Origin of the sequence: Streptomyces glomeratus, from assembly GCF_021462825.1 — a bacterium.
Taxonomy (GTDB): domain Bacteria; phylum Actinomycetota; class Actinomycetes; order Streptomycetales; family Streptomycetaceae; genus Streptomyces; species Streptomyces glomeratus.
This window is the reverse complement of record NZ_JAKEEB010000006.1, coordinates 85,578-106,232: the sequence shown is the minus strand read 5'-3', so window position 1 is coordinate 106,232 and position 20,655 is coordinate 85,578. Positions and strand designations below refer to the sequence as shown.

The 20,655-nt window shown below is 69.7% G+C and carries 17 protein-coding genes, 1 tRNA gene and 1 pseudogene; 17 read left to right on the top strand and 2 right to left on the bottom strand.

Translation table 11 applies throughout. From position 1 onward, the window contains the following. Window positions 1–287 precede the first annotated feature (287 nt). The 7 genes from LZ604_RS09500 (at window position 288) to LZ604_RS09470 (ending at window position 5,018) form a co-directional block, all read left to right on the top strand. The gene (locus tag LZ604_RS09500; RefSeq protein ID WP_234514117.1) at window positions 288–650 is read left to right on the top strand and encodes a hypothetical protein; all 363 of its coding nucleotides are present in this window, start codon (window positions 288–290) and stop codon (window positions 648–650) included. Continuing rightward, entirely contained in the window at window positions 647–793 is a 147-nt protein-coding gene (locus LZ604_RS09495) for a hypothetical protein (RefSeq protein WP_234514115.1), read from the top strand. The genes LZ604_RS09500 and LZ604_RS09495 overlap by 4 nt, the downstream gene beginning before the upstream one ends. Further along, a complete protein-coding gene (locus LZ604_RS09490; protein ID WP_234514114.1) occupies window positions 774–1,811 on the top strand; it encodes an AAA family ATPase in 1,038 nt (345 codons plus the stop codon). Before LZ604_RS09495 ends, LZ604_RS09490 begins: the two co-directional genes overlap by 20 nt. Continuing rightward, window positions 1,808–1,999, top strand: coding sequence for a helix-turn-helix transcriptional regulator (locus tag LZ604_RS09485; protein ID WP_234514112.1), 192 nt, complete (start codon window positions 1,808–1,810; stop codon window positions 1,997–1,999). The genes LZ604_RS09490 and LZ604_RS09485 overlap by 4 nt, the downstream gene beginning before the upstream one ends. Window positions 2,000–2,120: 121 nt before the next feature. After that, the gene (locus LZ604_RS09480) at window positions 2,121–3,458 is read left to right on the top strand and encodes a tyrosine-type recombinase/integrase (RefSeq protein WP_234514111.1); all 1,338 of its coding nucleotides are present in this window, start codon (window positions 2,121–2,123) and stop codon (window positions 3,456–3,458) included. Between the two features lie 612 nt (window positions 3,459–4,070). Further along, the gene (locus tag LZ604_RS09475; RefSeq protein ID WP_234514110.1) at window positions 4,071–4,475 is read left to right on the top strand and encodes a RidA family protein; all 405 of its coding nucleotides are present in this window, start codon (window positions 4,071–4,073) and stop codon (window positions 4,473–4,475) included. 48 nt (window positions 4,476–4,523) lie between these two features. Next, window positions 4,524–5,018 (top strand): cupin domain-containing protein, encoded by a 495-nt coding sequence (locus LZ604_RS09470; protein WP_234514109.1) that lies wholly within the window; start codon window positions 4,524–4,526, stop codon window positions 5,016–5,018. A gap of 351 nt (window positions 5,019–5,369) precedes the next feature. Here the strand turns inward: LZ604_RS09470 and LZ604_RS09465 are convergent, their stop codons facing one another. Both LZ604_RS09465 and LZ604_RS09460 read right to left on the bottom strand, forming a co-directional pair. Then, on the bottom strand, window positions 5,370–7,424 hold the full coding sequence (locus LZ604_RS09465) for a SpoIIE family protein phosphatase (RefSeq protein WP_234514108.1): 2,055 nt from the start codon (window positions 7,422–7,424) through the stop codon (window positions 5,370–5,372). 264 nt (window positions 7,425–7,688) lie between these two features. After that, window positions 7,689–7,760: transfer RNA gene (locus LZ604_RS09460), tRNA-Arg, on the bottom strand. 115 nt (window positions 7,761–7,875) lie between these two features. Between LZ604_RS09460 and LZ604_RS09455 the strand changes: the two are divergent. From LZ604_RS09455 to prfA, 10 genes and pseudogenes are all read left to right on the top strand, one after another. Further along, window positions 7,876–8,304: pseudogene (locus tag LZ604_RS09455) on the top strand (response regulator); the annotation flags it as partial. Window positions 8,305–8,673: 369 nt separating this feature from the next. Beyond that, complete coding sequence (nrtL, locus tag LZ604_RS09450) at window positions 8,674–9,849, top strand: ArgS-related anticodon-binding protein NrtL (protein WP_234514107.1); 1,176 nt, start codon at window positions 8,674–8,676, stop codon at window positions 9,847–9,849. Window positions 9,850–9,873: 24 nt separating this feature from the next. After that, window positions 9,874–11,265: a diaminopimelate decarboxylase gene (lysA, locus tag LZ604_RS09445; RefSeq protein ID WP_234514106.1), complete on the top strand. Its 1,392-nt coding sequence runs from the start codon at window positions 9,874–9,876 to the stop codon at window positions 11,263–11,265. 223 nt (window positions 11,266–11,488) lie between these two features. Beyond that, window positions 11,489–12,781: a homoserine dehydrogenase gene (locus tag LZ604_RS09440; protein ID WP_234514105.1), complete on the top strand. Its 1,293-nt coding sequence runs from the start codon at window positions 11,489–11,491 to the stop codon at window positions 12,779–12,781. A 6-nt stretch (window positions 12,782–12,787) separates the two neighbouring features. Continuing rightward, entirely contained in the window at window positions 12,788–13,846 is a 1,059-nt protein-coding gene (gene thrC / locus LZ604_RS09435; RefSeq protein WP_234514104.1) for a threonine synthase, read from the top strand. 273 nt (window positions 13,847–14,119) lie between these two features. Further along, window positions 14,120–15,037, top strand: a complete 918-nt coding sequence (gene thrB / locus LZ604_RS09430) for a homoserine kinase (protein ID WP_234514103.1) — start codon at window positions 14,120–14,122, stop codon at window positions 15,035–15,037. Window positions 15,038–15,445: 408 nt separating this feature from the next. Then, window positions 15,446–17,425 carry a transcription termination factor Rho gene (gene rho, locus LZ604_RS09425; RefSeq protein ID WP_234514102.1) on the top strand — a complete coding sequence of 660 codons (1,980 nt, stop codon included), beginning with the start codon at window positions 15,446–15,448 and terminating at the stop codon, window positions 17,423–17,425. Between the two features lie 397 nt (window positions 17,426–17,822). Continuing rightward, entirely contained in the window at window positions 17,823–18,962 is a 1,140-nt protein-coding gene (locus LZ604_RS09420) for an LCP family protein (protein ID WP_234514101.1), read from the top strand. Window positions 18,963–19,195: 233 nt separating this feature from the next. After that, entirely contained in the window at window positions 19,196–19,417 is a 222-nt protein-coding gene (rpmE, locus tag LZ604_RS09415; protein ID WP_234514100.1) for a 50S ribosomal protein L31, read from the top strand. A gap of 138 nt (window positions 19,418–19,555) precedes the next feature. Beyond that, complete coding sequence (gene prfA, locus LZ604_RS09410; RefSeq protein ID WP_234514341.1) at window positions 19,556–20,623, top strand: peptide chain release factor 1; 1,068 nt, start codon at window positions 19,556–19,558, stop codon at window positions 20,621–20,623. Window positions 20,624–20,655 lie beyond the last annotated feature (32 nt).

Below are 20,655 nucleotides of genomic sequence, written 5' to 3'. Positions count from 1 at the left end.
GTGACATGGGAGGGCAGGCAGTCGGGAGAAGAGGCCCTCACGGGATCAACGCCGGCGGGAGGTCCCACGCAACGGCAGCCAGGTATTGGCGTCGCCCCACACCAGAAGGAGGTTCCCCGTGAGTCCCTCGTCCGTTCTGGCACATAAGTGGCACGCCCCGGAGGCCCTGCACCGGGACTCCTCGATGCGCACGACGAGCGGGGCGGTCGCTGGGGTCTGTTCAGGGTATGCCGTGTGGGGCGCACCTCCGCCTCGCACGGCATCGCACGTGAAGGAAAGGTGGCCGAATGTGGTTGGCGCAGGCCCAGCACGGTGGCCCTGACCTGCGCCCGGTCCCATTGCCGCCGCAGACGCCCATCACGGTCGCTCTCACGGGCCGCGGACGGCGCACCGCCTTCCTCCGGTCCGCCGTGAACGGCGAAGTGGAGCGGGTCACCAGCTCCGGCCCGCACGAGCACAACAACAGCCTCTACATCGCCGCCGTCACCCTCGGACAGCTCGTTGCCGGAGGCGAGCTGAGCGAAGCTGACGTCACCGGCTGGCTCCTTACGGCCGCGCTCCAAGTCGGCCAGGGCGAGCGCGAGGCCCGTCGCACCGTCGCATCCGGGCTCCGGGCCGGAGCACGGCGCCCCCAGACGGTCGCCGCATGAGCGCCAACCCCATCCCGCCCCTGCACCTGTACCTGTACTCCGTGCCCAGCGACCCCGAGACGGCCCCCGCAGGCGCCGCCGAAGCGGGAGCGCCCACGGACGGCATGGACGGCCGATCAGCTCATGGCCGCGGACTTCCCTGAGCCGAAATGGGCCGTGCCCGGCATCCTCGCCGAAGGGGGCAACGTGCTCGCCGGACCGCCCAAGGTCGGCAAGTCCTGGCTCTCCCTCGGACTGGGCCTGTCGGTCGCGGCCGGAGGCAATGCGTTCCACTCCGTACCCGTCCAGGGCGGCCCGGTGCTCTACCTCGCCCTGGAAGACACCCCGCGCCGTTTGCAGACCCGCATGGGCAAGATCCTCGGAGGACAGCCAGCCCCCGCCGGGCTGACCCTGGTCACCGAATGCCCGCCCTACCCCCAGGGCGGTATGGAAGCCATCGCACAGTGGCTGGAACGCAACCCCGACGCGCGCATGGTCGTCGTCGACGTGTTCGCCAAGATGCGCGGACCGGCCCCGGCCGGTGTGTCGGCGTACGACGCGGATCATGTCGCCGTCGGCTACGCCAAGCGGCTCGCCGACCACTACAACGTGGCCGTCGTCCTCGTCCACCACGTCCGCAAGGCAGGCTCCGAAGACTTCCTTACCGAGGTCTCCGGCACCAACGGCATCGCCGGAGCCGCAGACGCCACGCTCGTACTCAAGCGGGCCCGCGGGCAAGCGGACGACATCCTGCACGTCACCGGCCGCGACGTGGACGAAGCCGAGTACGCCCTCAGCTTCCAACCCGCCTCCGGCGCCTGGCACCTGCTGGACGGCCCGGTCACCGACCACACCGTCAGCGACACCCGCGCCACCATCCTGCGCTACGTCCGTGCCCACCCCGGCGCCAAGCCCAAAGACATGGCTGGAGAGCTGCCACACGTCGACATCGACGCGATCCGCCGCACCTGCAACCGCATGGTAGACGCCGGACAACTCAGCAAGGACGCCGGCGGCCGGTACTACCCGGACACCCAAACCCGGACGGAGGGCGCCCAAGAGGTGTCCCCACTGTCCGGCTCTCCGGTTACCACGTCTGACCAGCACGAACACCCCGGACAGCCGGAATTGGAGCTGTCCGGCCTGTCCGGTGCGGACGAAGCCGAAGGGATGGCGAAATGAGCGCCCGTACACGGGACGAGAAGATGACCGTCAAGGAGGTCATCGCTGATCTGAAGGTCGCCCCGTCGACCTTCTACCGGCGCCAGCTCGGGAAGCGACCCCGCGCGATCAAGCTCCCGAACGGCGACGTACGGATCCGGCGGTCGGAGTATGAGCGCTGGCTCGCGGAGCGGGAGGACGCTGCGTGAGCACTGAGAACGACACCCCGACCGGGCGCCCCCGCGGGTCGGCCCGGCCGGGCTACTCCTTCGATGTCAAGCTGTGGAAGGTGTCCAAGACCGGACGCAAGTCCCGTCCGTGGCGGCTCAGGTGGGCGTCGCCGGGCGGGTGCACGGCGACACGTTTACCACGTCAGCTCTCGCGGAGAGCCGCCGCTCTGAGCTGTGGCAGGCCATGAACCGGCGCGGTGAAGCGTTCGAGATCGAATCGGGACTGCCAGAGTCCGAGGTGCGCGCGGTGGCCGAAGCTGCCGAGGCAGCAGACGCCGAACCGCCGGTGCGATGGTTCGAGTTCTGCCGGAAGTACGTGGCCGGGCGGTGGCGTACGGCTGCGGCCAAGACCCGTGAGGGCATGGCGGACGGTCTTGCGGCTGTGACGCTCGCTATGGTCAAGCGCGGGGACGACGCTCCCGACGACGAGACCCTTCGGCTGGCCTTCCGCTGGGGGATCGTGCCCGCGAACGAGGGCGAGGACCCGCCGGCCGAACTCAAGGCCGCATACGACTGGGTCACGACGGCCGACCGGCCGTTGGGTGATCTGGCCGATCCCGAGGTGTTCGAGGATGTGCTGTACCGCCTCAGCTACAAGCTGGACGGCACTCCGGCCGCGGGCGACACGTACAAGCGGCGGCGCCGCATTCTGAACACCGCTCTTGAACACGCCGTGGTCGTGGGGGAGCTCCCGGAGAACCCCCTTCAGCGCGCCCGCCGGAAACACGTCGGCTCTAATGAGGTGGTGGACCGCCGCGTCCTCGTGAACGCCGTACAGGCCCGGCAGTTGCTCACTGCTGTCTCCTACGTCGGGTCATGGGATCGCTGCCGCGGGCGGCGCCTGGCGGCTTTCTACGCGGTCCTGTACTACGCGGGCTTGAGGCCCGCTGAGGCGGTCGGGCTGAGGCGGTCTGACTGCCACCTGCCGGAAATGGGTTGGGGCACGCTCACGCTGCGGGAGACACGCCCCGTCTCCGGCAAGCAGTGGACCGACTCAGGCGAGCGACACGACCGCCGTGGACTGAAGGCGCGGGAGGCAACCAGCGACCGCCCGGTGCCCATCCCGCCGGTCCTGGTCGCCATCCTCCGGGCCCACCTGAAGGAGTTCGGGACCGCGAAGGAAGGGCGCGTGTTCGGCAACGAGCGCGGGGGAGTGGTCGGATCATCTACCTACTGGCGGGTATGGGAGGAAGCGCGGGAGTACGCGCTCCCGCCCGATCGCATCGCCTCGCCGTTGGCCGGTCGCCCGTACGACCTGCGGCACGCGTGCATCACACGGTGGCTGAACGCGGGGGTGCCGATAGCCGAGGTGGCCCGTCGGGTGGGTAACTCTCCAGAGATGATCCATCGCCGGTATCACGGCTGCATCGACGGCCATGAGGAAGCTGCCAACGCGAAGATTATGACAGCGCTGGAAGACGACGGCGACGCCCTGTAAGGGTTTGTCCGGGCTGGTCAGGGCGCCATTCGGGCTTGGTCGCGGGAGTTCAGATCCGTACGGAAGTTGTGCCCGCAGGGGCGGGGTGAACGGCCCTGGAGGGCTGCGTACGGCGGTGAACGAGACGGAAACTGAGACGGCCGAGACCTACCTACGCAGCGGTGTTCCAGGCCCTTCCCAGGTCGGTGGAATCGCTGACCCCGCAGTGATCTACCCGGACGCCAACGAGGGGCTCGGCGCACCCTGGGCCGCAGCCGCGAGCAGGTCAGGGCGACGTGACGTCAGTCTTGACTGCCCGGGCCGGCCGTCGACTGGTCTGGGACTGCGGCGGTGAAGGCACCGATTACCAGGGGCGGGCTCCTTTGAGCGTTGCCCCTACCCACCCTTCCGGGTCTTCCACGGTGAGACTGCTGCCGTGGGCACGCTCTTCCTGTTCCTGACCGCCACGGCCCCGGATGCGGAGGTTGCCGGCAGGAGACACCCTGGTCTGGGGTGCTATCTGTACGAGTCACAGGCCGTACGGCGGGTCGCTGATGCGGGCGAACGTTACCTCCGCTGCGAAGTAAATTGCATGAGCCCGGAATGGTTCGGTCGACTATTCGGGAGAGAATCGTGACTGTTCGATCCAGGGAACTCGGCTTCGGTATGCCGTGGGAAGCCCATTACGGGTACAGCCAGGCCGTACAAGTCGGCGACACGCTCTATGTCTCCGGGCAGGTGTCGCACGACAGCACCGGGGCCTTCGTAGGGGTGGGAGACTTCGAGCTCCAGGTGAGGACGACTTTCGAAAACCTCGACCGGGTGCTGAAGCACTTCGGTGCCACCCGCAACCAGATCGTCGAGACCACCGTCCTGGCCCTGCACCTGCGGGAGAACTTCGACACCCTCGCCAGGCTGCACGCCGCTTACTGCGGCGACCACCGGCCCACCAGCACCGTCATGGGCGTGTCCGACCTCGCGCTGCCCGACCAGCTCGTCGAGATAGGCGCGGTCGTCCGCCTTGACGTGACGCACTAACGGAGCGCGCCCCAAGCCTGTTGGTGACGGTCGCAAGGAGGTATGGAAATGTCGCTGTTCGTACCGAAGTTCGACTCGTCCGTGATCGTCCGTGCGGCGGAGGCCGAGACGATCGAAGACGACCCCGACGCTGTCTTCAGACTGCTGGCCGACAGCAGCGCGTGCGGCGGGGCGCTGTCGACTGTGCGGGTCACCCTCGCGGCGGGCACCGACGGAGCCCCGCCGCATCTGCACCGGCACTCCGCGGAGATGTTCTTCCTGCTGGACGGCGCCGCCGAGCTTCTCTCCGGCGACGACGTCGTCACCGCGGAACGCGGCGACCTCGTCGTCATCCCGCCGGGCGAGCCGCATGCCTTCGCCGCTGCCCCCGGCACCGGCGCCGACATCCTCGTAGTGATCACCCCGGGTGTCGAGCGCTTCGAGTACTTCCGCCACATCCAGCGCATCCGCCTGGGCGAGGTCGGACCGGAAAGTCTGCTGGAGGTCCAGGACCTCTACGATAACCACTTCCTGAACAGCGAGGTGTGGGCCGCGCGCCGCTGACGACGGCCTCCCGGGTCGGTCCGGGGGAGACCCCACACGGCACGGCCGGACTTCTCCGTTACTTGGTCAACGGCTTCAGCGTGGGGGGTGTAGTGAGCTGTGCCCGAGATGGAGCGGGTTTTTCCGGGTCCTCTCGCAAACGTGTGCCCCGGCCGAGATCTGCCGTCTGCTGACGAGGCCGCGAAAGAGTATGCCCGAAACGCTTGGCGGCGTACTCGCGCATACGGCCAACATTGTTGGAGATATTGGGGCCCCTGTAGCGAGTCTTGTCACTGGGTTATCGGGCTCTTTGTCTAGCTATGAGTGCGGGATTTGACGCACTCGACCTGCCTCACGCGCTGGTTGATTGGGTTATAGAATCTGCTCGGCCCAGACCGTCTTGCCGTCGAGGGAGTAGCGGACACCCCAGTTCTGCGCGAGTTGGGCGACAATGAAAAGGCCGCGCCCGCCTTCGTCGACCGTCTTCGCGTGGCGCAACCGCGGCGCTAGGGGATTGCCATCGTGGACTTCGCAGGTGAGTGTGCGGTCCTTGATGAGCCGCAACCGCAGCGGCGAGGTGCCGTAGCGGACGGCGTTGGTGACCAGTTCACTGACGATCATTTCGGTGGTGTAGGCGGTTTCCTCATCCACTCCCCAAAGGGCGATCTGCTGTTGGGCGCGAGCGCGCGCCGTGGCGACAGCTTGGGGGTGGTTGTCGAGCTGCCACGTGGCGACCTGGTCGGCGGGGAATGGGTGGGTGCGGGCGAGGAGCAGGAAGACGTCACCGTGGCGGGTGTCGTTCCGCAGCCGGTAGAGCACGTCATCGCATAGATCCTGCAGTGGCCGGTCAGGGTGGGCCAGCACCCGTTGGAGGGTGTCCGTGGACGGGGAGGTGTGCAGGAGGGATGCGGTGTAGAAGGCGAGGACGCTGCCGTCGGCGACAGGGATCGTGGTGGCGGCGAAGGGGGGTCCCTCGGCACTGCCCAGAGGGGGTCCGGCGGACAGGTCGGGGATCTCGGTCCTTCCGTCGGGATGGGCGATGACGGGTGGGGGGTGGCCGGCCAGGGCGATGGTGCAGGTCTGGGCGAGCGGGTCGTAGACCGCGTACGCGCAGCTTCCCCTGAGCGGCATGCGGTCGCCGGGCGGCAGAGCTGCGCGTTCCTGGGCCAGGCCGATGGCGGTGTCGTTGAGGCGTGCGAGGAGCTCGTCGGGCTCCAGGTCGAGCGCGGCCAGGGAGTGGTAGGCGGTCCGCATCTGGCCCAGGGTGGTGGCCGCGTGGATGCCCTGGCCGACGACTTCGCCGACCTCCAGCGCGGTGCGTGCGCCGGACAGGGCGAAGGTGTCGTACCCGCCGCCTCCGCCCACCTCGGAGGGCACGTGCAGGTGCGCGGTCTCCACCGTGGTCTGCGACGCCGGGCGGGGGAGCAGCACGTGGCGCTGGATTGTCATGGCGATGGTGTGTTCGCGGGTGTAGCGGCGGGCGTTGTCGATGCACAGCGCGGTGTGAGCGGCGATTGCGAGGGCGAGGGTGACGTCGCCGTTGTCGTAGAGGTCGGCCTGGTCGGTGCGGTACAGGCTGAGCAGCCCCAGCACGGTTCCACGCAGCGTCAGGGGTGCGGTGATCAGGCTGTGGGCATCGGATGCGCGGATCGCCTTGCCGCGCTTCGGGACGGCTGCCAGCCAGGGTGTGTCGGGGCCCAGGGTGACAAGGCGGGGCTTGAGGTCGGCCAGCGTCTGGGCGTAGGGCGTCGGGAACGGCAGAGCGCGCACGTCACCCACCGGATGTGCGTGCATCTGCTCGTCGCCGCCGCTGTGGCCGAAGGCGGTACGGCGCAGTGGCACCTCCCGTCCCAGAGGACTCGGCGGAGGGTCCTCGCCACGTATCACTGCGTCCACCACTTCCACCACGGCGATGTCGGCGAAGTCCGGCACCACCTCCTGCACCAGTTCCTCGCAGGTGGCCACCACGTCGAGGGTCTGTCCCACGTGCTCGCGCACCGAGCCGAAGACGCGCACGCGGGCTCGCGTCTTTTCGCGTTCGGTGACATCGAGCATCTCCACCAACACCCCCAAGATCCTCCCCTGCGAGTCCTCCAGGCGAGATACCGAAACGGAGAACAGGGACTCCGGCCCCGGCGCGCTCTTCGGACGCACCCCCACCAATTGCCCCCGTGCGGGAGTGCCGCTCTCCAGCACCCCGTGCAGCATCGCCAGCACCTCACCGGGTGCGGAAAGGTCGTATACGTCGGTGAGGTGTCGGCCCGTGATCTGTACAGGGGGCGCTTCGTGCAGAACCGGCCTGTTGACGTTGATCCGAAGTATCCGCAGTTCCGTGTCCAAGATCAGCAGGCCGGTAGGGGATTCGTGGAACAGAGCTCCGAATGCTGCAGCATCCGCGAGGGGCGAGACGGCTTCGTTGTGCGCCACGGCAGTCCACCTCCACCATCCAGCCTGCTCCCGGCTCCCGCCGTTCGCTCCCTCGCTTCGCGAGACGTGTCGGACATCGGGTGCGCTAGATGTAGGTCTGGGTGGCCGGCCTGCTCGCCTTGGGTCGTCATCTGAATGTGTCGGAGGTGTGTCGCGAATGCTGAGAGACAACGAGAAAGGGCGGGAGTCAGTGAGACTGACTCCCGCCCTCTTCTGTCAGCATCCGCTCTGGTCAGCGCCTGTTTTCTGCTGATCCTGGGCGAGTGCCCCCGGCAGGATTCGAACCTGCGCACACGGCTCCGGAGGCCGTTGCTCTATCCCCTGAGCTACGGGGGCGTGTTCCGCGGTGTTCGCGGTGACGGGTAGAACCCTACCAGCTCTTTCGGGGTGTTCATGAACGGTTTCCCTCGGGGGGGACCGTCGTGCTCGGGTCCCCCGCAGGGGGGTGGAAGTGGGGAAAAGCCGGACGCGGTCGTGTGGGCGGACCTACTCTCGAGTTGTGCCAGGGGCGTCCGGCCGGGTTCTTGTTGTGGACGACAACAAGGTCATCCGGCAGCTGATCAGGGTCAACCTCGAGCTGGAGGGTCTCGAGGTCGTGACCGCGGCCGACGGTGCCGAGTGTCTGGACGTCGTCCATCAGGTGCGGCCCGATGTCGTCACTCTGGATGTCGTCATGCCGCGGCTCGACGGGTTGCGGACCGCCGCCCTGCTGCGTTCCGACCCCAGGACCCGTGGTCTGCCCCTCGCCATCATCAGCGCCTGTACCCAGCACGAGGTCGAGAGTGGTCTCGACGTCGGTGTGGACGCGTTTCTCGCCAAGCCCTTCGAGCCGTCGGAACTCGTGCAGGTCGTCATGGAGCTGATGGAGCGTCGTGGTCGGGGGAGTGGCTATCACCCCGGTCACGATTGTCACGATGGTTTCAGTGGCCATTCTGGGATCAATGGTCACATCGGCAGTGGCAGTGGTAGCGGTGGTACGCACGACAGTGGCGACAGCGGCACAAGTGACGGGCTGCACGTCGGTCAGGCGGGGTCAGCAGGGTCAATGGGGTCGGTGGGGTCAGGGGGGTCTGCGGGATATCTGGGGCAGTTGGGGTCTGCGGCCGGCAGTTGAGGGCTTCCCGAGTGAGTCGCCGGGGCCCTTCGGTCGGGGGCATGGGCCGGCGACGGTCGGCCGCCTCCGTCCACATGCCGGGACCTCCCCAAACCGGCTCGCGTACACACCCCCTCCCTCCCCTACCCTTGTCCCGTGACCCCCGTTGAGCTCTCCCGTACCGTGCTGCGCGCGGTGCGTCGTGCTGTGGAGGACGGGGAACTGAGGGTGGCCGTGCCTGCGCGTGCCGTGGTCACTCCGCCCGGGCCGGGTGGCCGGGGGGACTACGCCACCAACATCGCGCTTCAGCTGGCCCGTCCCGCCGGGCGGGCGGCCCTCGATGTCGCCGAGATACTTCGGCCCCGTCTCCGGGACACCGCCGGGGTCGCCGATGTCGAGATCACCGGGCCGGGCTTCCTCAACATCCACCTCGAACGGGCCACCGCCACCACCGCACTCGTCCGGGAGATCCTCGACCGAGGGCACGAAGGGCACGAAGGGCACGAAGGGCACGAACGAGGCCGCGACCGAGGGCACGGCCTTCCCGCCGACGCCGACAGCACCGACAGCACCGGCATCCCAGGTGACCACAGCGCCGACGGCAACCGCCCCAACAGCAACGGCAACAACAGCAACAGCGCCGACAGCCCCAGCGGCCACAGCAGCAACCCCAGCCACACCCCCTACGGCCACACCCCCACCCTCACCGCCCAGCTCATCCCCCTGCGCATCCCCTACGACATCCGGGCCGAGGTGGTCGCCGACACGCTCGTGCGGATCATCGCCACCCAGGGCGGTCGCGCCGAGGTTCACCACGCTCGGCCCGGTGAAGCCGTCGACCTGCGGCCGGTTCCCGCTCCGGAGGACCCCGCGCCGCTCGGGCCCGATGCCGCCCGCTGGGCGCTGTTGTACCCCGCCCCGCACGACCGGCCCCGGATCACCGCCGATCATCTGCTCCAGCGGGAGAGCAATCCGCTCTTCCGTGTTCGCTATGCCCACGCCCGCGCCCGTGCCCTCGGCCGTAACGCCGGACGGCTCGGATTCGAGGCGGTCCCCGGTGAGGTACCCGACGCGGTACCCCTGACGCGCGCCCTCGCCGGATACCCCAACGCCCTCACCCAGGCGGCGGCCCACCGCGCTCCCGATCGGCTCGCGCGGCATCTCGTGGCCGTTGCCGACGGGCTGCTCGCCTTCCAGCACACCGTGCTCCCGCTCGGCGACGAGAAACCCTCGGCCGCCCACCGTGCCCGGCTCGCCCTCGCCGAAGCCGCCGGGACGGTGCTGGCCGGCGGCCTGTCCCTGCTCGGCATCAGCGCACCCGACTACCTCTGAGACCCCGAGAGAGCCCAGACCGACATGAGCCGTTCCGCACATCCCGCCGGGCCCCGCCACGCCGACGTCCTGCCCGAGGGCCACTACTCCGCGCCGCCCGCCGACCTCAACGCCCTCGATCCCAAGGTGTGGGCGCAGACCGTCACCCGGGACGGCCACGGGGTCGTCACCGTCGGCGGGATCGATGTGAAGACGCTTGCCGAGCAGTTCGGCACCCCCGCCTACTTCCTCGACGAGGCCGACTTCCGGGCCCGGGCGCGCGCCTGGCGCACCGCCTTCGGGCCGGACGCGGACGTGTTCTACGCCGGGAAGGCGTTCCTGTCCCGTGCCGTCGTGCGCTGGCTGCACGAGGAGGGGCTCAACCTCGATGTGTGCTCCGGCGGTGAGCTCGCCACCGCGCTCGCCGGTGGTATGCCCGCCGAGCGCATCGCCTTCCACGGGAACAACAAGTCCGCCGAGGAGATCACCAAGGCCGTCGAGAGCGGTGTCGGGCGGATCGTCCTCGACTCCTTCCAGGAGATCGTGCGGGTCGCGCACATCGCCTCGTCCCTCGGGAAGCGGCAGCGGGTGCAGATCCGAGTGACCGTCGGTGTCGAGGCGCACACCCACGAGTTCATCGCCACCGCCCACGAGGACCAGAAGTTCGGCATCCCGCTGGCGGACGGCCAGGCCGCCGAGGCCGTGCGCCGCGCGCTCCAGCTCGACGGGCTGGAGCTCGTCGGCATCCACAGCCACATCGGGTCGCAGATCTTCGACACGTCCGGGTTCGAGGTCGCCGCCCACCGGGTGGTGGGCCTGCTGAGGGACGTTCGCGACGAGCACGGCATCGAACTGCCCGAGATCGACCTCGGGGGCGGGCTCGGTATCGCGTACACCAGTGACGACGATCCCCGTGAGCCGCACGAGATCGCCAAGGCGCTGACCGAGATCGTCTCCCGCGAGTGCGACGCGGCCCGGCTGCGTACCCCGCGCATCTCCGTCGAGCCCGGGCGCGCGATCGTGGGGCCGACCGCCTTCACGCTGTACGAGGTCGGAACCATCAAGCCGCTCGAGGGGCTGCGCACCTACGTCTCCGTCGACGGCGGTATGTCCGACAACATCCGCACCGCGCTCTACGACGCCGAGTACAGCGTCGCCCTGGCCTCCCGCACCTCCGACGCGGAGCCGATGCTGGCCCGTGTCGTCGGCAAGCACTGCGAGAGCGGGGACATCGTGGTCAAGGACGCCTTCCTGCCCGCCGATCTGGCGCCGGGGGACCTCATCGCCGTACCGGCCACCGGCGCGTACTGCCGCTCCATGGCCAGCAACTACAACCACGCGCTGCGCCCGCCCGTCGTCGCCGTGAACGACGGACAGGCCCGGGTGATCGTCCGGCGGGAGACGGAGGAGGATCTTCTCCGGCTCGATGTGGGGTGACGCCCCGCCCTGGATGGGGGGTGACGCCCCCGTCCCTGAGGAAGGGGCCGGGCAGCGCCCGGAGGAAGGGGCCGGGCAGCGCACCGAAGCCCGACGGAAGATCTCCTGTCTTCCGGCGCTGACAAGATGAAACAGATGTCTCAGGATCCGGACAAAGGGAAGAAAGTCCCGTCCGGTGGGTGAGACTGGTCCAACCGTAGACCGCATGAGGAAACGAGGTCGGATGATGCGTACGCGTCCGCTGAAGGTGGCGCTGCTGGGCTGTGGGGTTGTCGGCTCAGAGGTGGCGCGCATCATGACGACGCACGCCGACGACCTCGCGGCCCGGATCGGGGCCCCCGTCGAGCTGGCGGGGGTCGCGGTCAGGAGGCCCTCCAAGGTGCGGGAGGGGGTTCCCGCCGATCTGGTCACCACCGACGCCACCGCCCTCGTCAAACGGGGCGACCTCGACGTCGTCGTCGAGGTCATCGGGGGCATCGAGCCCGCCAGGACCCTGATCACGACCGCCTTCGAGCACGGCGCCTCGGTCGTGTCGGCGAACAAGGCGCTGCTCGCCCAGGACGGCGCCGCCCTCCACGCTGCGGCGGAGGAGAACGGCAGGGACCTCTACTACGAGGCCGCCGTCGCCGGCGCGATCCCGCTGATCCGGCCGCTGCGCGAGTCCCTCGCCGGTGACAAGGTCAACCGGGTGCTCGGGATCGTCAACGGCACCACCAACTTCATCCTCGACAAGATGGACTCCACGGGGGCCGGGTATCAGGAGGCCCTCGACGAGGCCACCGCCCTCGGGTACGCGGAGGCCGACCCCACCGCCGACGTCGAGGGTTTCGACGCGGCCGCCAAGGCCGCCATCCTCGCCGGGATCGCCTTCCACACGCGCGTGCGCCTCGACGACGTGTACCGCGAGGGCATGACCGAGGTCACCGCGGCCGACTTCGCCTCGGCGAAGGAGATGGGCTGCACCATCAAGCTGCTCGCCATCTGCGAGCGCGCCGCGGACGGGGACTCGGTCACCGCGCGCGTGCATCCCGCCATGATTCCGCTGACCCACCCGCTCGCCTCCGTGCGCGGCGCGTACAACGCCGTCTTCGTCGAGTCGGACGCCGCGGGGCAGCTGATGTTCTACGGGCCCGGTGCCGGTGGCGCGCCGACCGCGTCCGCAGTTCTCGGCGATCTGGTCGCCGTGTGCCGCAACCGGCTCAGCGGAGCCACCGGACCCGGTGAGTCCGCCTACGCCGCTCTGCCGGTGTCGCCCATGGGCGACGTGGTCACGCGCTACCACATCAGCCTCGACGTTGCCGACAAACCGGGTGTTCTCGCCCAGGTCGCCACCGTCTTCGCCGAGCATGACGTGTCGATCGACACGGTTCGGCAGCAGGGCAAGGACGGGGAGGCCTCCCTTGTCGTCGTCACCCATCGTGCGTCCGACGCCTCGCTCAGCGGGACCGTCGAGGCGCTGCGCAAGCTCGACACCGTGCGGGGTGTCGCCAGCATCATGCGGGTTGAAGGAGAGTAAGCAGCAATGACCCACCAGTGGCGCGGAATCATCGAGGAGTACCGGGATCGGCTGCCGGTGTCGGACAGCACGCCGGTCGTCACGCTCCGTGAGGGCGGTACGCCGCTCGTGCCCGCGCAGGTGCTCTCCGAGCGCACGGGCTGCGAGGTCCACCTGAAGGTGGAAGGTGCCAACCCCACCGGATCCTTCAAGGACCGGGGCATGACCATGGCCATCAGCAAGGCCAAGGAGGAGGGCGCCAAGGCCGTCATCTGTGCCTCCACCGGCAACACCTCCGCCTCGGCCGCCGCCTACGCCGTACGCGCCGGGATGGTGTCGGCCGTGCTCGTGCCGCAGGGCAAGATCGCGCTCGGCAAGATGGGGCAGGCCCTTGTGCACGGCGCGAAGATCCTCCAGGTCGACGGCAACTTCGACGACTGTCTCACCCTCGCGCGGGAGCTCTCCGACAACTACCCTGTGGCACTGGTCAATTCGGTCAATCCGGTGCGTATCGAGGGTCAGAAGACAGCGGCCTTCGAGATCGTGGACATGCTCGGCGACGCCCCCGACATCCATGTCCTGCCGGTCGGCAACGCCGGCAACATCACCGCCTACTGGAAGGGCTACCGGGAGTACGCCGCCGACGGCGTCGCCGGCCGGACCCCGCGCATGTGGGGCTTCCAGGCGTCCGGTTCGGCCCCGATCGTGCGCGGCGAGGTGGTCAAGGACCCCTCGACCATCGCCACCGCGATCCGTATCGGCAACCCGGCGTCCTGGAGTCACGCCCTGGCGGCGAGGGACGAGTCGGGCGGCCTCATCGACGAGGTGACGGACCGTGAGATCCTGCGCGCCTACCGGCTGTTGGCCGCGCAGGAGGGTGTGTTCGTCGAGCCCGCGTCCGCCGCGTCCGTCGCCGGTCTGCTGAAGGCCGCGGAGCAGGGCAAGGTCGACCCCGGGCAGCGGATCGTGTGCACGGTCACCGGCAACGGGCTCAAGGACCCCGACTGGGCCGTCGCCGGCGCCCCGCAGCCGGTCACCGTCCCCGTCGACGCCGCGACGGCGGCCGAGCGGCTCGGGCTCGTGTGACGCGGCGCCCCGGGCTCCGTATCCCGCGTAACCCGGCCGCCCACGGGGCAGAACCCTCGTAGGAGCAGACGGCAGAGGGGGCACGGGGGGCTTACGACACGCATCGTGCGCCTCCCGTGCGCCCTATGTCGCCACAGAACCTTCCTTCGATAGGCTGTACTCAACCCGCCCGCCGCATATGCCGCGGTGCCGCGCCATCCCCACGGCCTCCGGGTTTTCCGTACGCCTCGAATTCGTTCGACCATCACGCAGCTCAAGGAGAGTCATCGAGCGATGGCCGGTCCAGCGTTCCGCGCCGCCGCCGTCCGGGTGCGCGTCCCCGCCACCAGTGCCAACCTCGGACCGGGCTTCGACGCCCTCGGTCTCGCGCTGGGGCTCTACGACGACGTCGTCGTCCGGGTGGCCGACTCCGGGCTGCACATCGACATCGCGGGTGAGGGCGGCGAGACGCTCCCGCGGGACGAGAGCCACCTGCTCGTACGGTCCCTGCGCGCCGCCTTCGACGTGCTCGGCGGGCAGCCCCGCGGGCTGGAGATCGTCTGCGCCAACCGCATTCCGCACGGCCGTGGCCTCGGCTCCTCCTCCGCCGCCATCTGCGCCGGCATCGTCGCCGCCCGCGCCGTGACGATAGGCGGTGACGGCCGCCTCGACGACATAGGGCTGCTGGAACTCGCCACCGAGATCGAGGGTCACCCGGACAACGTCGCGGCCTGTCTCCTCGGCGGTTTCACCCTGTCCTGGATGGACCGCGGCGCCGCCAGGGCGATCCGCATGGACCCCGCAGATTCCATCGTTCCGGTGGTTTTCGTGCCGGGAAAGCCGGTACTGACCGAGACCGCGCGCGGACTGCTCCCGCGCTCCGTGCCGCACGTCGACGCCGCAACCAACGCGGGCCGCGCCGCCCTGCTCGTCGAGGCCCTGACCCGGCGCCCCGAGCTGCTGCTGCCGGCCACCGAAGACCGTCTCCACCAGGAGTACCGCGCCCCGGCGATGCCCGAGAGCGCCGCGCTCGTGGAGCGGTTGCGGGCCGACGGGATCCCCGCGGTGATCTCCGGCGCGGGACCCACCGTCCTGGCGCTGGCCGACGGCGCGAGCGCCGACAAGGTGGCCGATCTGGCGGGCGAGGGCTGGGCCGCCAACCGGCTGGAGCTGGACAGCCAGGGAGCGAGCGTGCTGCCGCTTGCGCCCTGACACACGGTCGCCGGATTTCGAGAGGGGGAATGTTTGTTGGATCCGGTAGTGTTAACCTCAAGTCTGCACCCGAGCCCGCCATGGCGAGGTGCTTCGTGTCCCCGTCCGGGACAACCCTTCTTCCGGGAGCTTCCCAAGCCGCGCTGTGTTCCGTATCACGTATGTGAGCGGTATGTCGTACGCGAACACTGAGCTGTTTGCCGAGCACGCTCCGGAATCGGCGTGACCGAGCCGCGTGACACAAAACCGGGTGTCACGGCGCAGGGAAACGCCAATCACCAGATATTTCCTCCGCCGCTTTGGCGGACCACCGCCCCGGCACGGTTCCCCCACACGGGGCCGAAGCCGGACAGCACAACCGGTCGCCGAGCCAGACAGGCCGACGTCCGCTCCAGGGAAGGACCCTTCGTGAGCGACACCACCGATCTGATGGGCGCACGTGTCGAGGAGACCGCTGCCGCGCCCGCCACGGACGCCTCCGCGCCTGCCACCGGTGCCGGCTCCCGGCGGCGCCGCGGTACCGGCCTCGAGGGCATGGTGCTGGCCGAGCTGCAGCAGGTCGCATCCGGCCTCGGCATCAGGGGCACCGCGCGGATGCGCAAGAGCCAGCTGATCGAGGTCATCAAGGAGGCCCAGGCCTCCGGCGGCGCCCCGGCCAAGGCCGAGGCCACCACCGAGGCCAAGCCGAAGCGCCGGTCCACCTCCCGGGCCCGTACCGGCGACGACGGCGCCGCGGCCGAGCCCGCCGAGAAGGCTGCCGAGCAGTCCGTGGCCCAGCAGCAGATCGAGATTCCCGGCCAGGGAGCCGGTGACGGTGCTCCGGCCGAGCGCCGCCGGCGCCGCGCCACCGCCGAGGCCGGCAGCCCCGAGACGGTCGCGGCCGAGGCCAAGGGCGAGTCGAAGGCCGAGACCCCGGCCGCCTCGGTCCAGCAGGCGCAGGGCGATGCCAAGTCCTCCGAGTCCGAGCAGCAGGGCACCGCCGGTGACGGCGGCGAGGGCCGCCGCCGTGACCGCCGCGAGCGCGGCCGCGACCGCGACCGCCGCGGCAAGGGCGACGACCAGCAGGGCCAGGGCGGCCAGCAGCGTCAGCAGCAGACCCAGCAGCAGGGCGGCGGCCGTCAGGACCGCCAGCGGGCCGACGAGGACGGCGACGACTTCGACGGCGGGCGCCGTGGCCGCCGCGGGCGCTACCGCGACCGCCGTGGCCGCCGTGGCCGCGACGACATCGCCGAGCCGCAGGTCACCGAGGACGACGTCCTGATCCCCGTCGCGGGCATCCTGGACATCCTCGACAACTACGCCTTCATCCGTACGTCGGGCTATCTGCCGGGCCCGAACGACGTGTACGTCTCCCTGGCCCAGGTCCGCAAGAACGGCCTGCGCAAGGGTGACCACATCACCGGCGCGGTCCGCCAGCCCAAGGACGGCGAGCGGCGCGAGAAGTTCAACGCGCTGGTCCGCCTGGACTCCGTCAACGGCATGGCGCCCGAACACGGCCGCGGCCGCCCGGAGTTCAACAAGCTCACCCCGCTGTACCCGCAGGACCGCCTGCGTCTGGAGACCGACCCCGGCGTCCTCACCACCCGCATCATCGACCTGGTGTCGCCGATCGGTAAGGGCCAGCGCGGTCTGATCGTGGCCCCGCCGAAGACCGGCAAGACCATGATCATGCAGGCGATCGCCAACGCGATCACGCACAACAACCCCGAGTGCCACCTGATGGTCGTCCTCGTCGACGAGCGTCCGGAAGAGGTCACCGACATGCAGCGGTCGGTCAAGGGCGAGGTCATCTCCTCGACCTTCGACCGCCCGGCCGAGGACCACACCACGGTCGCGGAGCTGGCCATCGAGCGCGCCAAGCGCCTGGTGGAGCTGGGCCACGACGTCGTCGTGCTGCTCGACTCGATCACGCGTCTGGGCCGTGCGTACAACCTCGCCGCGCCCGCCTCCGGACGCATCCTGTCCGGTGGTGTCGACTCCACCGCGCTCTACCCGCCGAAGCGCTTCTTCGGCGCCGCGCGGAACATCGAGGACGGCGGCTCCCTGACGATTCTCGCCACCGCGCTGGTCGACACCGGCTCGCGCATGGACGAGGTGATCTTCGAGGAGTTCAAGGGCACCGGCAACATGGAGCTCAAGCTCGACCGGAAGCTCGCCGACAAGCGCATCTTCCCGGCGGTGGACGTGGACGCGTCCGGTACCCGCAAGGAGGAGATCCTGCTCGGCGCCGAGGAGCTGAACGTCGTCTGGAAGCTGCGCCGGGTGCTGCACGCGCTCGACCAGCAGCAGGCGATCGAGCTGCTGCTCGACAAGATGAAGCAGACCAAGTCGAACGTCGAGTTCCTGATGCAGATCCAGAAGACGACGCCGACGCCGAACGGCGACTGACCTCGTCCGAGGACCGCATGCGCCATGCGAAGGGCCGCTTCCCCCGCACCCCGGGGGAGCGGCCCTTCGCGTTCGCCGGGGCCCGGTGCGGGGTGCCTGGGCGGCTGCCGGCGCGCGGCGCGGCTGCGGGAACGGCCGCAGCCGAGACCTTCGCCACAGGCCCGGGAGCCGGTCAGGGCCCTCCGGGGCCACCCGGCCGCGGACGAATGCCCAGGTGAAACGGCTTCTTCCCGGATTCGTAGTGACTCAGTGCGTTCGTCCCTGTACGTACCGACCGGGGCGAGTTGTGCAACCCTGTCCCCGGTTTCTCCGTCTGTTCGAAACGGAGTGACCATGGAGCGACGGGAGTCTTCACCCGAACAGGGGGTAGCCGACCGGACGAGGACTGAGGGAGCACATGCCTGCCGAGAGCACACCGGACGCCGGCATAGCCGACGAGGCCGCCGCGACGGGCCCGCGCCGCCGGGCGAAGGGCCGCCGCCGCAAGCCGCGCGGGAAGGGACGCACGGCCCTCCTCGTCACTGCCTGGACCGCCGGGGGCATCCTGGTGCTGGGCGGCACCGGCGTCGGCTTCCTGTACTTCAAGCTCAACGACAACCTCAAGAGCGTCGACATCAACCAGGCACTGGGCACCCACCGGCCCATCAAGGTCGACAACGGCTCCGAGAACATCCTCGTCCTCGGCTCGGACACCCGCGCCGGCGGCAACAAGAAGCTGGGCGGCGGCGCCGACGACGGCAGCGCCCGCTCCGACACGGCGATGATCGTGCACCTCTACAAGGGCCACAAGAAGGCCGCCGTCGTCTCGATCCCCCGCGACACCCTCGTCGACCGCCCCGAGTGCACCGACACCAAGGGCACCGTGCACCCGGCGGCCTCCGGGGTGATGTTCAACTCCGCGTACTCCACCGGGGGCGCCGCCTGCGCCGTGAAGACCGTCGAGGCCATCACCACGGTCCGCATGGACCACTACCTCGAGGTGGACTTCTCCGGATTCCAGAAGCTGATCGACGACCTCGGCGGCGTGCGGGTGACCACCACCAAGGACATCGCCGACAAGGACAGCCACCTCGACCTGAAGGCCGGCACGCACACCCTCGACGGCCGGCAGGCGCTCGGCCTGGTCCGCACGCGGCACGGCGTCGGCGACGGCTCCGACCTCGGCCGCATCCAGCTCCAGCAGGCCTTCGTCAAGGCCCTGGTCGCCCAGGTCGAGCAGATCGGCGTCCTGACCAGCCCCACCAAGCTGGTGGAACTCGCCGATACCGCGACCAAGACCGTCACCACCGACTCCGACCTGGGCTCCGTCAAGGACCTGGCGTCCTTCGCAGGCGGGCTCAAGAACATCAGCTCGAGCCACATGAACATGGTCACCGTGCCGGTCCGGTACGACCCGGCGGACCCCAACCGCGTCCTGCTGGAGAAGGCCAAGGCCCAGCTCGTGTGGGACGCCCTGAAGAACGACCGGCCGATCCCGGCGGGCGTGACGAAGGGAACGGCGAGCGGCCAGGCCGACGGCGTCGTCACGTCGTCCTGAGCGTGCCCTCGGGCGTCGTCACGTCGTCCTGAGCCGTGCCCTCCGGCGCGTGACGGCGTCCTGAGCCGGTGTCCTCGGCCTCCCACCCCTCCGGCCCCTCCGGGGGAATAGATCACCTGTGCCCCCGGTTTTGGGGGATGCGGCCAGTCCTGGCAGACTGGTACGTCGGCCCCGGTTCACGCCTCCGCATCCCGCGGCTGCGACCCGGAGCCCTCCCGAATCTAGGAGACACCTTGAAGCGCGACATCCACCCCACGTACGTCGAGACGCAGGTCAGCTGCACCTGCGGCGCGTCGTTCACCACCCGCAGCACGATCGAGTCCGGAAGCATCCGGGCCGAGGTCTGCTCCGAGTGCCACCCGTTCTACACGGGCAAGCAGAAGATCCTCGACACCGGTGGCCGTGTGGCCCGCTTCGAGGCCCGCTTCGGCAAGGCTGCCGCTGCCAAGAAGTAGCGAGCCCACAGCGCCGGTCACCGGTGCTCCCGTGCGGATACGGGGGCGCCGGGACCGGCGCTTTGCGGTGCAGCCCAGACATTGTCGTACGTACGTCCCCACGCCCCCGCCGGGCCGGGACACCTCATGGGAGCCGGAATGTTCGAGGCGGTCGAGGAACTGGTCGGGGAACACGCCGACCTGGAGAAGAAGCTCGCCGATCCGTCGGTCCACGCCGACCAGGCCAACGCGCGCAGGCTCAACAAGCGCTACGCCGAGCTGAGCCCGATCGTCGCCACGTACCGCTCCTGGAAGCAGGCGGGCGACGACATCGAGACCGCCCGCGAACTGGCCGCCGACGACCCTGACTTCGCCGCCGAGGTCAAGGATCTGGAGCGGCAGCGCGAGGAGCTGACCGAGAAGCTGCGCTTCCTGCTCATCCCGCGGGACCCCAGCGACGACAAGGACGTCATCCTCGAGATCAAGGCGGGCGCGGGCGGCGACGAGTCGGCCCTGTTCGCCGGCGACCTGCTGCGCATGTACCTGCGGTACGCCGAGCGCCTCGGCTGGAAGACCGAGATCATCGACTCCACCGAGTCCGAGCTCGGCGGCTACAAGGACGTCCAGGTCGCCGTGAAGACCCGCGGTCAGACCGAGCCCGGCCAGGGCGTGTGGGCCCGCCTGAAGTACGAGGGCGGGGTGCACCGGGTGCAGCGCGTGCCCGCCACGGAGTCCCAGGGCCGAATCCACACCTCCGCGGCCGGTGTGCTGGTCACCCCGGAGGCGGAGGAGGTCGACGTCGAGATCAACCCGAACGACCTCCGCATCGACGTCTACCGCTCCTCGGGCCCCGGCGGGCAGTCCGTCAACACGACCGACTCCGCCGTACGCATCACGCACCTGCCGACCGGGGTCGTCGCCTCCTGCCAGAACGAGAAGAGCCAGCTGCAGAACAAGCAGCAGGCGATGCGTATCCTGCGCTCCAGGCTGCTCGCCATGGCGCAGGAGGAGGCGGAGAAGGAGGCCGCCGCGGCGCGCCGCAGCCAGGTCCGCACCGTCGACCGCTCCGAGAAGATCCGCACGTACAACTTCCCCGAGAACCGCATCTCGGACCACCGGGTCGGCTTCAAGGCGTACAACCTGGACCAGGTCCTGGACGGCGACCTCGACGCGGTGATCCAGGCGTGCGTCGACGCCGACTCGGCCGCCAAGCTCGCCGCCGCGTAAGCACCAGCGCGGCCCCCACCAGCACCGGACAC